At 61.6% G+C, this 14,831-nt stretch carries 10 protein-coding genes; 6 read left to right on the top strand and 4 right to left on the bottom strand.

The window, feature by feature from the left end; all coding sequences use genetic code 11:
• Positions 1-4: 4 nt before the first annotated feature.
• The 4 genes from FPL22_RS04475 to FPL22_RS04460 all read right to left on the bottom strand — a co-directional run bounded on the left by FPL22_RS04475 (position 5) and on the right by FPL22_RS04460 (position 7,301).
• Entirely contained in the window at positions 5-790 is a 786-nt protein-coding gene (locus FPL22_RS04475; protein WP_144228902.1) for a hypothetical protein, read from the bottom strand.
• The gene (locus tag FPL22_RS04470; protein WP_144228901.1) at positions 780-4,448 is read right to left on the bottom strand and encodes a helix-hairpin-helix domain-containing protein; all 3,669 of its coding nucleotides are present in this window, start codon (positions 4,446-4,448) and stop codon (positions 780-782) included. The genes FPL22_RS04475 and FPL22_RS04470 overlap by 11 nt, the downstream gene beginning before the upstream one ends.
• A gap of 64 nt (positions 4,449-4,512) precedes the next feature.
• The gene (locus tag FPL22_RS04465) at positions 4,513-5,256 is read right to left on the bottom strand and encodes a GDSL-type esterase/lipase family protein (RefSeq protein WP_144228900.1); all 744 of its coding nucleotides are present in this window, start codon (positions 5,254-5,256) and stop codon (positions 4,513-4,515) included.
• Entirely contained in the window at positions 5,253-7,301 is a 2,049-nt protein-coding gene (locus FPL22_RS04460; protein ID WP_144228899.1) for a GH36-type glycosyl hydrolase domain-containing protein, read from the bottom strand. Before FPL22_RS04460 ends, FPL22_RS04465 begins: the two co-directional genes overlap by 4 nt.
• A 110-nt stretch (positions 7,302-7,411) precedes the next feature.
• Here FPL22_RS04460 and FPL22_RS04455 point away from each other — a divergent pair, with 110 nt between their 5' ends.
• The 6 genes from FPL22_RS04455 to xylA all read left to right on the top strand — a co-directional run bounded on the left by FPL22_RS04455 (position 7,412) and on the right by xylA (position 14,788).
• Complete coding sequence (locus tag FPL22_RS04455; RefSeq protein WP_144228898.1) at positions 7,412-8,752, top strand: glycoside hydrolase family 30 protein; 1,341 nt, start codon at positions 7,412-7,414, stop codon at positions 8,750-8,752.
• Positions 8,753-8,964: 212 nt separating this feature from the next.
• The gene (locus FPL22_RS18075; RefSeq protein ID WP_162525190.1) at positions 8,965-10,506 is read left to right on the top strand and encodes a family 16 glycosylhydrolase; all 1,542 of its coding nucleotides are present in this window, start codon (positions 8,965-8,967) and stop codon (positions 10,504-10,506) included.
• Between the two features lie 65 nt (positions 10,507-10,571).
• On the top strand, positions 10,572-10,778 hold the full coding sequence (locus FPL22_RS04445; RefSeq protein ID WP_144228896.1) for a hypothetical protein: 207 nt from the start codon (positions 10,572-10,574) through the stop codon (positions 10,776-10,778).
• Positions 10,779-10,948: 170 nt separating this feature from the next.
• Entirely contained in the window at positions 10,949-11,845 is an 897-nt protein-coding gene (locus FPL22_RS04440) for a helix-turn-helix domain-containing protein (protein ID WP_144228895.1), read from the top strand.
• A 96-nt stretch (positions 11,846-11,941) separates the two neighbouring features.
• A complete protein-coding gene (locus FPL22_RS04435; RefSeq protein WP_144228894.1) occupies positions 11,942-13,423 on the top strand; it encodes a xylulokinase in 1,482 nt (493 codons plus the stop codon).
• 27 nt (positions 13,424-13,450) lie between these two features.
• Positions 13,451-14,788 (top strand): xylose isomerase, encoded by a 1,338-nt coding sequence (xylA, locus tag FPL22_RS04430; RefSeq protein ID WP_144228893.1) that lies wholly within the window; start codon positions 13,451-13,453, stop codon positions 14,786-14,788.
• Positions 14,789-14,831: the final 43 nt, after the last annotated feature.

Below are 14,831 nucleotides of genomic sequence, written 5' to 3'. Positions count from 1 at the left end.
CCGCCTAGCGCCGATACGATACTTGTTGCGGGGCGACGGGTTCCGGAGAAGGCGGAGGCGTCCAGTCGAACAGCGGAACGATGGCGATGTTCGGCTCGTCGGGGCGGCTCGATTTTTCAGGACGGTCCCGGAGAATCACCAGGACGCGACCGGCACCGCTTATAGGAAGCGGACTGCTGGAAAGCAGTTTCCAGTCTCCGTTTTCGAGCTGGGCGGCCGCACGGAAGGCCATTCGTTTGGCTCCCTCGGTGATCGGAACCTGGGTCTTGTCCCGCGGCGGCAGGGTCAATTGTCGGTCGGCGATATTGATGGCAATGGGGAGTCTTGAAAAATTGCGGAACTCGATAGTGCCAACGGGGTGGGCGGCCGGAGAGTTGTCGAGGACAACGCAGTCGTAGAGCAGCGCCGCCTCCTTGCTCACCAGGCCCTGGCTGTTGGGGAGGACCTTGCGGTAAGGCGCGTTGGAGTCGTCGGCAGGAACTAGAATGACGAGGGCCTGTTGTATCTCTGGAGGCACTACAATCGTGCAGGCGGTCTGGCGTTGGGGTTTTCCGTCCACCTCGACCGTCTTGAAAAGCACGATGGGTCCTTGCGGGATTTCGTAAGTGATGGAAAAGCTTTTGGGGAAAACGGCGAGTTCCTGCGCGCCCTTTCCATTCTGAAACTGGAGGTTGAGATCATATGAACCCCAGGCGAGGAGGCGGAATTGGACGGCTCGGGCGGGCGCGATGCCGGCAACGAGGGCGAGCGCGAAGACAAGCGCCAGGCGGTGAAGGGAATTAGATGTCATGGGCGGAGAGCCAGCGGAAAGAAATGATTTTGAACCTGCGGCCGAAAGTCTGGTTGGCGGTGGCGCCGAGATCGGCGGGAGCGACGGTCGCGGCGTCAGTAGTATCCAGATACTCATGACAGCGCTGGACGACGGCTTCGCACCAGGCACGCCCGGAGATTTCACCGGTGGCGGGATTTTGACTGTCGCCATAGGTGCGGATGCGGAAGGTGTCGGAGCGTGCGGTGAGCGAGGGGCCGATGGCGGTGAGCAGGTCGGCCTGCGACAGGTAGCCCGGGGTGAGGGCCGCGCGGGAAGCGGCGGATTGCGTGGTGTCGGGGGCGGTGTTGGCGGCGTTCACCGTGCCGGAATAAACGATTTGTTGTTCGATGTCCTGGGGGACTTTTCCGGAGCTGTCCTTGATGTCGCGAGGATACGTGTCGGACTTCAGGCCGTCGTTGGCGCTGTCTTGGTTGATGGTTCCGGCATCGATGGCGGCCTGCAGCACGCCCTTCAGTCCGGTGCGGTCGGCGACGAGACGACGGTTGACGAAGTCCGCCAGCGAGAGAAAGGGGCCGCGGGCGCGGATTTCGGCGACGATCCTCGGGGCGAGGTCGTCGATTTGGGCGTCGGACAAAATGCGGTAACCCATCCACGTGTCATTGGGCGTGATGCCTGCAAACGGGCGCGAAAGCGCGGTGCTGAAGCGGGAGAAGGGGTGTTTGTTGAGCGGGTCGGCGGGATCGGTGGCGATGCCGTTGTGTGTGTGGAGCAGGGCGCGCCAAGCTTGGATGGACGTGGAGTTGACGTTAAAGCCGCCATCGATGCGGAGGTGCGCGGCGGCTTGATCAACGGTCTTGAGCGCGGCGACGTCGGCAGCGTTGGCGCCGCCGGAAGACCAGACGAACGCGTGTCGACTGTTGGGCAGGCGGTAGCTGGCGGCTTCCGCCTGGGTAACAGTGAGCGTGTCGGGAACGGTAGAGAAAAAATAACCGTCCCAGAGCGCCTGGTTGAGCCAGTAGGAGAGATCGTAGATCCGGTTGAACACGGCCCTGCTCGGGAAACCGGTGGGGTCGGAGAGAGCGAACGAGTCGTCGGTGGGCAGCACCGTGAAGGAAGCGTTGCGGTTCACGTAGAGATTGGCGTGCGAATTTCCGATGGCGTAGGCGGGGTTCAGGTTGATGAGCGAAGCGTTGGCGTGCTGAAGCTGGGCGATCGAGAACAGTGGGACATCGGGCGACGGAAGTTCGCGTATCACCATGTTTTGGGCGCCGCCCGAAGTAATGGACACACGGGTGCCGGCGGAGACGCGGCCTTGGGAATCGGCGTTGGGTATGTCGTGTTTGGTCAAGTTCAGCGTCGTGCCGCCGACGGGCGGCTCCACGTAGAATTCCGTGAGGTAGGACGGGTTGAAGTTGGAGCGATACCCGCTGGAAACCTGTTCGACGAACGGCTTGCGCAGCATGATGGAGGCCTGCGGATTGAGCGTGGAGAGCCAGCGAGGGGCGCCCGGGTTGGGTTTGTCCAATCGGTCCTGTGCATTGGATTCCGGCGGCGTGGTCGGCAGATCCGACATCATCAGCTCCAAACGGTGATACAGGAGCGGCTCGCCGGTATTCTGGGGCGGGATCGTGCGGCTGTTCATGGTGAACCGCCATTCGACGCCGGCACCGACGATTTTTTGATAGGCGTTGGCGCGAAGGTATTGCCGGACCGCCGTGATGTTGCCGGGCGCGATGGAGGAGGGGAGCGGTTCGGTCAGCAGCACCTCCATGCGCGCGGAGTTGTAAGTGGTCGAGCTGGTCTGGGGAAAACATTCCAGAAAGATGGTCTGGGTTTGCGCTACGATGTATTGGTTGAACGGAACCTGGCCCTGCATGCGCACGGCATTGTTGATACCCACATCATTTCTGAGGGCGCCGCGGTCGCTGAGCTTGGAGACGCCGCCTTTGTAGAGCGTGCCGTCGTAGCCGTCGGGACTGTCGACCGCGTCGCAGATCGTGAAGATACGGCTCTCGCCCGGCTCCATATCCCGGGAGACTTCCAGCTTGAAACGAAAGTATTCGGCTTCGGTGTCGGAGGGGTTTTCTCCATACTCCTTGGTGACGATGGGGCTGGAGCCGTGCTTCACGCGTATGACCATCAGGTCGAAGTCCTCGGGCTCGAGGGCGGGGTTGGTGGGCGAAATGGGACTGTAGGCGCCGGTCCGATAGCGAAGCCCTGCGCCGGTCGCCGAGGCGGGCACGAGGTTGGAGTATTGGACGCAGAACTCGTAGGTCTTGGCGGCAAGTTTTACGTTGTAGGGATTCCACAGCGTGACGACTGGCATGATATTGAAGTCCGGCGGGGTGTCGGCGGCCGGGCACGTGAGGTTGTATCCCATTCTCAAATACGTGATGACCGGGGCGACGCCTTGCTGCGTGGCGGTCTGCCGGCTTGGCTGGACGGCGGTGTTGCCGGTGGTCGTGGTTGCGTAGTCGCGTATCAGCTGCCATTTGGGCAGGCTGAACTTGGAGGGGTCCGCCGGATCACCCGGGGTGATGAAGTTGTCGTCCGGCGAGGCGGGCGACGATGGATGGGGCGTGGACATCGCGGATCTGATCCAAGCACCGAGATCACGTTTGAGCCCGCCCCGGGCGACATCGACGGGAAGGCTGTAGGAGTCGAGGGTGAGATCGTGGAAACGGCTTTTGGCCGCGAGCCCGAGAGCGGTTCGTCCCGCCGGATCGGCGTTGGCAAGGGGGAGCTGGGCGAGTGAAAGCGCCTTGGGAAGTGCTGCCAGAAACACAGGGTCGGCGCCGGGGAAGGAGGCCCCGAGTCTCGTGTCAGCAGTGTCCTGTCCGACGGCTTCGATCCCGAGGCGTTGGGCGTTGATAAACCGATAGTCTTCGGTCTGGGCCGCAGGAGTGGACGGAGTGACGGCGGCGGGGTTTAGCCACGGGTCGTTGATGGAGGCCTTGGCCTTTACGCCCTCGTCGCCGACCCAGTAGGCAAAGTGGCCGATGGTGGGAGTGATCGCTGGGTCGAGACCCGGAACGGTCCCAGCGGCGGCGGTGATCGGCTCGGTGGGAGCGACCACGAACCGTTCGGCAACGGAAGCCGGCGCGGCGGTCGCGGGCACTTCGAGCGTGCTGGCGGGGCCGACCAGCAGGACGGCGTCGCGGCTGCCGATTTTAAGTCCGGAGGTTTCGGCGGTGACGGACTTGGATAGCGGACCGCTTGCCGTGGTGACGGCGAAGTCGGGCGTGACGGGCGGGGTGTTAGCCGTGGAGGTGTTTACGGTGAGTGTTTGATTGCCGCTGACCAGCCAGGCCAGCAGTTGGGGATCGCGCGGAGTGGCGGCGGAGGGATTTTGGCGATACACGCCGATCCAGTTGGGGTTGTTGTCCGCGTCGGCCGTGGCATACGAGGCGATGCCATCACCCTTCTGAGAGGCGGGGGCGCTGATGCGCGCATCGGGGCCCATCATGAGCTGAAGCTGGCCGAGCGCGATGTTCAGGCCCATGAGCGCATTCTGGCGCGCACGGGTGAGCTGCTGGTTGTTGGCCGCGACCTGCGTCTCGACGCGAGTGAGCGAGGCGAGGGAAACAAGCAGAAGCACCAAAAACGCGAGGAGCGTGATGGTGATCAGCAAGGCGAAGCCGGAGCGGCGGCACCGGGGCTGGGCGCGGGGAGACATGATGGGGCGGGGTGGGGCGGAGGGGTGTCCGGGAAGTGCGCGGCACTGTCCCGGGCGGATAGGATTACTTTATTCCCGAGGAATCAAACACGGGGCGGAGCAGGGCGGCCCATTTTTCGTAAGCCGGGGCGGCAAAATGGATGCCGTCTTCTTTGATGTAGGCGGGATCGGGTTCGCCGGCCGGGGTGGCGAAGGCGGGAAACAGATCGACGACGGCGACGGCGGGTTTACCGGCGGCGAACTGCTTAAGGAGTGCGTTGAGACGCGGCAAGGCGCCGGGTTGGACGGGAGCCTTGGGGACGTTGCGCGGGGGGATTGTGCAGATGATGATCGGGAGGGCGGGGTTGGCGCGGCGCGCAATGTCCACCATCGTGCCAAGGTTGGAGATCACGTCTTCGGGACGGCCATGCGCACTGAGGTCGTTGGTGCCGACGCAAAACACGATGGCGCGCGGGTTCAGATCAACGACGTCCTCTTGAAAGCGGAAGAGCGTGCCTCGACTGGTGTCACCGCCGACACCGCGTTTGATGATTTTCAGTCCCGGGAAAGCGGCGCCGATGTCCTTCCATCCGCCAATGAGAGAGTCGCCGACGAAGACCACGCCACCCTGATCCTGGGCGCGCTGGGTCCAGTAATAAGCGCGGTTTTCGCTCATCCATGCGCCGGTGCGGATGGGGCCGACCCCGGGCCAGGCGGCTTCGTTCTTGGGATCGGGGTAGGGTGTGGGACCGGTTTGCGCGGGAAGGTCACCGTTGAAAGCAAGCAGACCAGCGAACAAAGCGAGCAGGGGGCGAAGGGGCAGTTTCATGAGTTGAGTGCGAGAGGGGTTTGGCGAGCCGGGAGATTGCCGATGCGGGAAAGGCTAAATGACTGCCAGGCGACCATGGGGTTCATGGGAGGGAATTTGGCGCGCTCGAGCATTTCGACCTGCGTCCAGCCCTCGCGTTCGCCGGCATGATGGGATGAGTAGCAGTCGGGACCGTTGAAAATCCCGAAGGGCACCTCGGGGTGGACGGTCGCGTGGTTGCGCAGACTCATCAGCTTCCAGACTTCCTCCGCCTCGTCGCGCCAGCCGAGTTCGCAAAGCGCCCAGATCGCCCAGTGAACGGTCTGCGGCCAGATGCCGGAATTTTCACCTTCACCCGGAGGTATCGGACAGGTGGATACGTCGGGCGGAGGCGGACTCGGATAAGGACGGCTGACGAGGGTGAGGCCGATGGCGCTCCGGCATTTCGCAAGCACGGCGCGCATCGCGCTCTCGCGCATGGCGGGCGTGCCGCAGCCGCCGAGGACGCACCAGCTTTGGGCATTCAGGAAAACACGGTCGTCCGCGAGGGTGCCGAACGGCGCGCCTTCGTCGGTGTAACCGCGCACGAACCAGTGCCGGTCGAAGCCCGCGGTGGCGGCGGTGCGAAGCGCGGCGAGGCGTTCTTCGCATTCGCGGGCAAAGTGAGGATCGCGGGCGCGGGCGAAGGGAATGAGTTGGTCCAGGGCGCGGCATGCCATGCCGGTGTTCATCATGGATTCGCCGAAGCCGCGCGCGCCGACGAGGGAAAGGTAGTCGTTCCAATCGCCGTCGGCGATGCGGATGAGGCCGTGCGAACCCAGGCCGACGCCCGTGAAAATCCAGCGGACGGCGCGGCGAAGGTGTTCCCATACGGTGGCGGTTTCGCCCTCCCAGAAAGGAAGCTCTTCGTCGAAGAAAGCGGTGTTTTCGGTGAGTTGGACGACCTCGGCGCAGGCGAGCACGAACCAGATCTCGTTGTCGCTTTCGTTGTGGCCGGTCGAAAGGGTTTCACCGGCGGCGGGACGGCGGAAAGCGTGGCAGTGGGGAATGTCGCCGTTCGCGTATTGAATCTTGGCGGTCCAGCGCAGGCAACCGAACGCAAGCGCCGGGTCATGGCCGGCGACTGCGAGAGCGGTCTCAGGCACTTCGCGGGCACCGAAACCCACCCAGCCGTATCCGCCGAGATTGAGATAGTGTTCGCCCACGGAGTTGTCCCACGCGAGGTAGGAATAAAGCTGGCCGGCGCTCCAGACCGCTTCGTCGCCCATCCACGTTTCCCTGTCGTGAAACTGGAGATCGCCGAGTTGAGCCGCCCAGGCGAAGCGGGAGGTTTCAGGCGGGGGCGCGTCAGGCAGAACGTCACAACCATAGCCAACCTGGGCGGTCACCAGGCGGCTTTCACCGGGCGCAAGATCGAGCTCCGACGACAATAGCAGCGAAATGCCTTCGGATTCGCCGGAGCCGAACGTGGCGTCTCCGCGTAATTGAAAATCACCGAGGCCGGAATGGAAGTTTTTCCACGAAACGGAGCCGGGTGCGGCCGCGACCACGCGCGGTGACGGGCCTGGTTCGCCGCCGGGAACCACGTCGGAACGCAGACGCAGGCGGCCGGACACGCGCACATCGCCGCTGTTGGTGAGCCGGAAACACGCGGCCAGGCGCGGCTGTTTGTCCGGAGGAGTGTAAAACTCCTGTTCCACGGTGAGTTCGCCGCCGTGCGCATCACGCCAGATTGCCGAGTAGCGGGCGTAGCCGATGCCGTAGCGCACCGATAGTTTCGTCGCCAAGCCGTCATGGATGAGCGGAAAGCGATCCATGCCTCGTTCAAATTCCAGATAAAGTCCGCTTCTCGCCCTGAAGGTGTTCGCGCAGAGATCGGTGTAGCCGCCCTCCGTGGTAAAAAGCCGCACGAGGCCCTGACGGTTGACGAGCACCTGCAGGCGCCCGCTCGAAAAGCCGTGGGTGAACGGCCGCTCGATGGCTGCCGCGCCAAGAAAGCGTCCGTCGAAGCAGGGCAGCCCGGCTTCGTCCTTGGACCAGCATCCGTAGTGCAGGGTATCTTTCATCCGGAAAAACGTTCTTGAAAACGTTACGGGCAAACAACCGCAGTGCTGAATAACTGTTAACCGATGTCTGGCGTCGAAGAGCGCCAGGGTCCTCGCATTTTGAAATCATCATGAGAATCCAGTGGATCCAGAGCACGGCCAACCAGCCTTGGACAACGCAAACTCTTCCGCCCGCCGGCGAGGGCGAAGCCCCTGCTTCCGCCCGGTTGCGCATCGGCGGGCCGGTCGGCCAACCGATTTTGGGATTCGGGGGGTGTTTCAACGAACTGGGGTGGATCGCGCTGCAAAAAGCACCGGAGGTCGAACGGCGCACGGTGATGGCCGCGCTTTTTGATCCCGAGAAGGGCTGCGCTTTCAACTACTGCCGGCTGCCGATCGGCGCCAACGACTATGCCGCCGAATGGTATAGCCATAACGAGCACGACGGCGATTTCGCGATGGAGCGGTTTTCCATCGAACGGGATCGCCGTTACCTCCTGCCGTATATTCGAGAGAGCCTGGCTTATTGTCCGGAGATGACGCTGTTCGCGTCCCCGTGGTCGCCGCCCACGTGGATGAAATTCCCGAAAGCCTACAATCGGGGGACCTTGATCCAGACGCCCGACAATCTCCGCGCGTATGCGTTGTATTTCCGCAAGTTTGTCGAAGCCTGCGCGGTCGAAGGCGTGCAGATCGCCGCGGTGCATGTGCAGAACGAGCCCAACTCCGATCAGAAGTTTCCTTCGTGCGTGTGGACTCCGCCGCAGATGCGCGACTTCATCCGCGACTACCTTTCGCCTGAATTTGAAAGTGCCGGTCTGCCCTGTCAAATCTGGCTCGGAACCATCGAGCGCGGCATCGACCACTACGGGGCACGCGAGGGCTACAAGGACTGGGCCGGATTCATTCTCGACGATGAAAAAGTCCGCGGGATCGTGAAAGGCGTCGGCTATCAATGGGCGGGCAAAGGCGCGGTGCAGCGCACGCATCTGGCCTACCCGGAGCTGCCCATCGTGCAGACGGAAAACGAGTGCTGCGACGGCACGAATTCGTGGTATCAGGCCCACTACGTTTTCGACCTGATCTGGCACTACCTGCAAAACGGCGTGAGTGCCTACGTTTACTGGAACATGGTGCTGGAGCCGGGCGGAGCCAGCACGTGGGGCTGGAATCAAAACGCGATGATCACGATCGATCCCGCGACCGGGCGGGCGATTTACAACCCCGAGTTTTATCTCATGCGGCACTTCTCGGCCTATGTCCGGCGCGGTGCCCGGCGTCTCGAACTCGCCGGTAATTGGTGTGTGAACGCGGTGGGCTTTGTTAATCCCGGCGGCGAAACGGTGGCGGTGATCCAAAACGCCGCGACCACGGAGCGCACCCTCCGGCTCACTCTGGCCGATGGGGCGGATTACGTGCTTACGCTGGCGCCGGAATCATTCCATACGCTCATCCTGCACTCGGAGGCATAAGGCGAAGTTTTCGACTTTGGCGCAGGGGGAGGGATCGGATTAACTGTTCATCAATCCGGCGATTGTGGAAAAACACGACTTCGACTGAGTGGATGCTCGGTCGTGGCCTGCACGATCAGGCAATCGATTCATCGTCTGTTTGGCCTTACCTCTTACTCGACGTTTGGTCCTTCGCGACAGGCGTCCTTCCTACACCGCCCCTTCCTGACATTATGAGTTCCTCCCCTGTTCTTCGCCCCGGTCGATTTCCGGCCATCGTCTTTGCGGTGCTCGCTTCCTTTCTGGCCCTGAATTTCTTTCCGTCGTCGGCTCGCGCCGCCGGGGTCGTTCCGCCGGTTACCGGAGAACTCTACAGCTATGAGGGCACGCTTAATCTCGGCGACCTCCAGTCCGACGCCGGCGTCAGCGCCGGCATCACCGATCTCAACGGTTCGCGCCTGATCAAAATCGATTTCCCCGTGCTCAAGGGTTACCCCGGCGTCAATTTTCCGGTGCCGAAAGAAGGCTGGGACCTCTCCGGTTACGCCGGCATCGGCATCGCCGTGCACAATCCCGGCACCGATCCGGTCGCGGTCACGCTCAAGGTCGATAATCCTCCGACTGACGATCCCAATCCGGCCAACTCCGAGGTGGCCACCGTTGCTCCCGGTGCGACCCAGACGGTCAAAGTTGTCTTCGGGAAATCCTTCGGCCAACCCGGCTACGCCTTGGATCGCTCGCGCGTTATTCGCGTGAAGCTCTTTGTCCAGGCACTCAAAAAGCCCACGACCATCATCGTGGCCAAGCCCATTGCGTTCAAAAGCGCCGCCGCCGCGTCGGCTCCTGCCGCACCGGAAGCTCCGACCAAGCCCTACATCACGAGCTCGACCTCGCCGAAAAACCACACGGTGCCTTACGGTCAGGAATGGCTGCTGGTGAAGGACTGGACTTTCGGCAACAAGCGCGCCGACGCGACCATTCGCAACAAGGGCCAGCTCGATCAAGAGTTTTATTTCCGCTACATTTACGACGGTGCGAAGCTCGACATTCTATCCACTTACTGGAGCTACCACCGCGATTATCCGGAGGGTGATCCGCGTTCGCTGCACGTGTTTGGTGACGACACGTTGACCCTCAAGGGCCGCATTCCCCCGGGAGGCGGTTTGCATCGCCGGGGCATCGAGTCGGGCATGCTGCGCTCCAAGATTCCGTTTGTCCCCGGCATGTATGTCGAGATGCGCTGCAAGGTCACCAAGGGGGTCGGCTCCTGGCCCAACTTCTGGATCAACCCCGGCATCCAATATGAAAACGGCACGTTCTCCAAACTCCCGTGGCCGCCCGAAATCGATATCTTCGAGTTCTTCGGTTTCAGGAACCAGGCGACGCCGCGAACCTTTGAGTCCAATGTGCAGACCAACAAGAAGCCCGAGAAATACGGAATGCCTTATGATATTTTCTCGGTGTTTCGCAAAGGTCACTACACGCCGGGCATGGATTTCTCGGAGGAGTTCCATGTCTTCGCGCTCGACTGGCAGGAAAACCGTCCCGTCTGGCTGCTCGACGGCCGCCCCATCAAGCAGACCTACTACGAGTGGAATGCGCCCGCCGCGCACATTCTGATCTGCAACAGCCTCGGCATCGAATTCGCCAAGGACGACATGAAGCTGATGACCGCCGACGAATCCAACTGGGATTTTGTCATCGATTACATCCGTGTGTGGAAACACCCCGGTGTCGTCATTCCGAGCACCGTCGTGCCCGAGGGCACTCCGTAAGTCCGGGCGTTCACGGCAGTCTTCACCTCGCACTCCATGCATCCCCCCTCCGCGCGCGACGTAACGTGGCGTCCGCGCCCGCCGCCGACAGTCGTTTCAAAGTCGGCACGCTCGTCTATATCAAGGCAGGCATGATCACAGTTTTGCTGTTTCTGTTATCGGGTGATTTTTGCTTCACCCTGATGGAGACGGTCGTGCCGACCATCATGCCGTTGAAGTTTAACTCCATCGTTGCCGATCTTGGAATAGAGGTCGGAACGAAAAACATTTGACGTTTCTGTGGTATGCATGGGATTCGCCGCGACATACGTGCGGGCCGACCTCGCACTAAGTTGATGTGAACTTTTGAGTGATTAGACCTGCTGTAGTTTGGGTGCCGTAGATTGAATGATCGTTAGTTAATCCTATTGCGGAAAAGTTCTCTGTTTGTGCTACTGGATTAATGGCAGTGCTGGCAAAAGGCATCGATTATTTCGGCGCAGAGGGGTTTCCGATCACGGCACGCCGGGTGCGCACAGAGCCGGGCGGACGTCCATCCCACAGAAATGACGTTACCGAAATCGACCATTATCATGACTTCAGTGAATTGGTTTTGATTTTGCGCGGACGAGGCCGGCACCTTTTGGAGGGAGAATCTTTTCCGGTTGTGGCGGGCAATGTGTTCGTCGTGCAGGGCAACCAGGTGCACAGCTTCCGTGATCGCGAAGATCTCGTTGTCGTCAATGTCATGTATGACCCCATGCGCGTTTTGTTGCCTGCAGGTTTACTGCGCCGGCTGCCGGGTTATAGTGCGCTTTTTTTGCTGGAACCGACGTTTCGGAGTGCACACCAATTTTCGAGCAGGTTACAGCTTGATCGCGAGGATTTGGGTGCGGCCGAGGCGTTGGTCGAGCGCATCGAATCAGAGTCAAAGCAGGCTTATCCCGGCCATGAGGCGATTCTCCTGGGCCTTCTTATCGAACTGATGGTTTTTCTGTCGCGTCGCTACGGTGAAAGCGACGTGCGCGAGAGTCGCGCGTTGCTTGAAATGGGAAAGCTTATCTCGACGCTCGAACAACGTTTCAACGAACCGTGGACACTCGCGGAGATGGCCAGATTTGCGCGCGTTTCGCGCACGAATCTGCTGCGGGTGTTCCGGCAAGCGACGGGTAAATCACCCATCGATTATCTCATCGGCCTGCGCATTGAGGCGGCCAAACGACTTCTCCGGCAGAGCAATCGTTCCATGACGGAGATCGGTATTGAGACGGGTTTTGGCGACAGCAACTACTTCGCTCGCCAGTTCCGGCTCGTGGCCGGACGCACTCCATCGGAATTCCGCCGGTCGGGGCGGACATGATTCCTTTCCGATTGTGCTAATTTGAGGGCGTTATGGTCTTTTTGTGAAGGTAACGTAACTGACTTCCTGATAGAATGGGGCGCTTTACTCCCCGCCATGTTCCTTCTCGGACTCGATCTCGGCAGCTCTGCCGTCAAAGCCTCGCTTCTTGATGCAGCCACCGGCCGCGTCGTTTCCTCGGCGCAATCACCGCAGGGTGAGGAGCTGCCTATTTCCGCGCCCCAGCCGGGCTGGGCCGAGCAGGATCCGGCGATGTGGTGGAAACACACCGCGCTCGCTATCCGCGCCGCGCTCGCCGGACGAGACACATCTCGAATCGTCGCCATGGGCATCTCCTACCAGATGCACGGACTCGTCATGCTCGATACGCATCAGCAACCCGTGCGTCCCGCCATCATCTGGTGCGACAGCCGGGCCGTGGAGATCGGTGCGCAGGCCTTTGCCGAACTCGGCGTCGAGGTCTGTCTCGGCCGCCTGCTGAACTCGCCCGGAAACTTCACCGCGTCGAAGCTGCGCTGGGTTCAACAAAATGAGACGGCCAATTTTGCACGCATCCGCAGAATCATGTTGCCTGGGGACTACCTCGCCTTGCGTCTGACCGGTGAAGCGCAGACCACGGTCTCCGGTCTTTCCGAAGGCACTCTTTGGGATTTTTCCACCAACGCCCCCGCCGATTTCCTGCTCGATCACTGGAGGCTCGATCGTTCTCTCCTTTCTGCGCTCACGCCGACTTTTGGCAAACAGGCCGGTGTGCTTGCTTCCGTAGCCGCCGAGCTCGGCTTGCCCGCCGGCATCCCGGTGGCCTACCGCGCAGGCGACCAGCCCAACAACGCTTTCTCGCTCAACGTGCTAAATCCTGGTGAAATCGTCGCGACCGGCGGCACTTCGGGCGTCGTTTACGGCGTGACCGACAAACTCGCCTACGACTCGCAGAGCCGCGTCAACGGTTTTGCCCACGTCAATCATACTGCGGCCGATCCGCGTGTCGGTGTGCTCCTCTGCATTAACGGCACCGGCATCCTCTATGCATGGCTGCGCCGCACGCTCGGCGCCAATCTCTCGTATCCCCAGCTCAACGCGCTCGCCGCCGCCGTGCCTGCTGGAAGCGAAGGCCTCTCGGTGCTTCCCTTCGGCAACGGCTCCGAGCGCATGCTCGGCAACCGCCGCATTGGTTCGCAGTGGAGCGGTCTCGATTTCCTCCGCCACACGCCCGGTCACCTCGCGCGTGCCGTGCAAGAGGGCATCGCATTCTCGTTCAGTCACGGCATCGCCGGCATGAAGGCCACCGGTCTCACGCCGAAGAAAATCCGCGCGGGCAACGCCAATCTTTTCCTCAGCCCAGTATTCCGTGACACGCTCGCCGCGACGCTCGACGTGAGTATCGAGCTCGTCCGCACCGACGGCTCCGCCGGTGCCGCTCGCGGCGCGGGTATCGGAGCAGGTATCTACTCAAAGCCCGCCGACGCCTTCACCGGCCTCGAGGTTATCGAGACCATCCATCCGAACCCCGCACTCGTCGCCCCTTGCCAAGATGCAGCCGCGCGTTGGGAAGCTGCGCTCGCCAAGGCTCTTTCCTGATTCAGTTCCAATTTCTCCCAAGCTCCCATGCCCACGAAACTCACCACCGGTTCCAAAACCTACTTCCCGAACATCGGCCGCATCGCCTACGAAGGCCCTGATTCCTCCAATCCGCTCGCGTTCCGTTATTACGACGCCAACCGCGTCGTTGCCGGTCGCTCGCTCGAAAGCTGGCTGCGTTACGCCGTCTCTTACTGGCACAGCTTCTGTGGCAACGGCGGCGATCCGTTCGGCGCGCCCACGCGTCCCATGCCCTGGCTCACCGCCGCCGACCCGATCCAGCGCGCCAAGGATAAAGCCGACGCCGCTTTCGAGTTCATCACCAAGATCGGCGCGCCCTACTACTGCTTCCACGACACCGATATCATCGACGAGTCCGACACCACGCTCGCCGAGTTCGAGAAACGCATGGCCGCCATTGTTCCGTATCTGAAAGAGAAGCAGGCCGCCTCCGGAGTGAAACTCCTCTGGGGCACCGCCAATCTCTTCAGCAATCCGCGCTTCATGAACGGCGCGTCCACCAACCCCGAGTTTTCCATCCTCGCCCGCGCTGGTGGCCAACTCAAAGGAGCGATCGACGCCACCATCGCCCTTGGCGGCGAAGGCTACGTGTTCTGGGGTGGCCGCGAAGGCTACCTCTCGCTGCTCAACACCGACATGAAGCGTGAACGCGAACACCTCGGCCGCTTCCTCACCATCGCCCGCGACTACGCCCGCGCCCAAGGTTTCAAGGGCAAGTTCTTCATCGAGCCCAAGCCCTGCGAGCCCACCAAGCACCAGTATGACTTCGATGCCGCGACCGTCATCGGCTTCCTGCGCGAGTTCAACCTGCTCGCCGACTTCGCTCTCAACATCGAGGTCAACCACGCCACGCTCGCCGGCCACACCTTCCCGCACGAACTGCAAGTCTCCGCCGACGCCGGTCTCCTCGGCAGCGTCGATGCCAACCGTGGCGACGTGCAAAATGGCTGGGACACCGACCAGTTCCCCATCGATCCGCTCGAACTCACCGAAGCCATGATGGTCATCATCAAAGCCGGCGGCTTCAGCCACGGCGGTGTCAATTTCGACGCGAAGATCCGCCGCAACTCAACCGACCTTGAGGATATCTTCATCGCCCACGTATCCGGAATGGACGCCTTCGCCCGCGCCGCCATCGCCACCGAGAAGATTCTCACCAAGTCCGAGATACCCGGCCTCGTGAAAGCCCGCTACGCCAGTTTCGATACCGGCAGCGGCAAGGCTTACGAAGACGGCAATCTTACGCTCACCGACCTCCACAAGATCGCCCATGAACAAGGCGAGGTAACTCCGAAGAGCGGCAAGCAGGAGCTCTACGAGAGCATCCTCCTTCGTCACATCTAACCACACATCTCGTTATAGGTGCCCGCCAAGAGCAAACGACTGC

The sequence above is a fragment of the Rariglobus hedericola genome (assembly GCF_007559335.1).
Classification (GTDB): domain Bacteria; phylum Verrucomicrobiota; class Verrucomicrobiia; order Opitutales; family Opitutaceae; genus Rariglobus; species Rariglobus hedericola.
The sequence above is the reverse complement of the archived record's forward strand: the minus strand, read 5'-3'. Positions and strand labels throughout refer to the sequence as shown.

Coding starts and splice junctions, on each gene's coding strand:
- FPL22_RS04475 (WP_144228902.1), bottom strand. CDS start 790: ATGACATCTAATTCCCTTCACCGCCTGGCGCTTGTCTTCGCGCTCGCC.
- FPL22_RS04470 (WP_144228901.1), bottom strand. CDS start 4,448: ATGTCTCCCCGCGCCCAGCCCCGGTGCCGCCGCTCCGGCTTCGCCTTG.
- FPL22_RS04465 (WP_144228900.1), bottom strand. CDS start 5,256: ATGAAACTGCCCCTTCGCCCCCTGCTCGCTTTGTTCGCTGGTCTGCTT.
- FPL22_RS04460 (WP_144228899.1), bottom strand. CDS start 7,301: ATGAAAGATACCCTGCACTACGGATGCTGGTCCAAGGACGAAGCCGGG.
- FPL22_RS04455 (WP_144228898.1), top strand. CDS start 7,412: ATGAGAATCCAGTGGATCCAGAGCACGGCCAACCAGCCTTGGACAACG.
- FPL22_RS18075 (WP_162525190.1), top strand. CDS start 8,965: ATGAGTTCCTCCCCTGTTCTTCGCCCCGGTCGATTTCCGGCCATCGTC.
- FPL22_RS04440 (WP_144228895.1), top strand. CDS start 10,949: ATGGCAGTGCTGGCAAAAGGCATCGATTATTTCGGCGCAGAGGGGTTT.
- FPL22_RS04435 (WP_144228894.1), top strand. CDS start 11,942: ATGTTCCTTCTCGGACTCGATCTCGGCAGCTCTGCCGTCAAAGCCTCG.
- xylA (WP_144228893.1), top strand. CDS start 13,451: ATGCCCACGAAACTCACCACCGGTTCCAAAACCTACTTCCCGAACATC.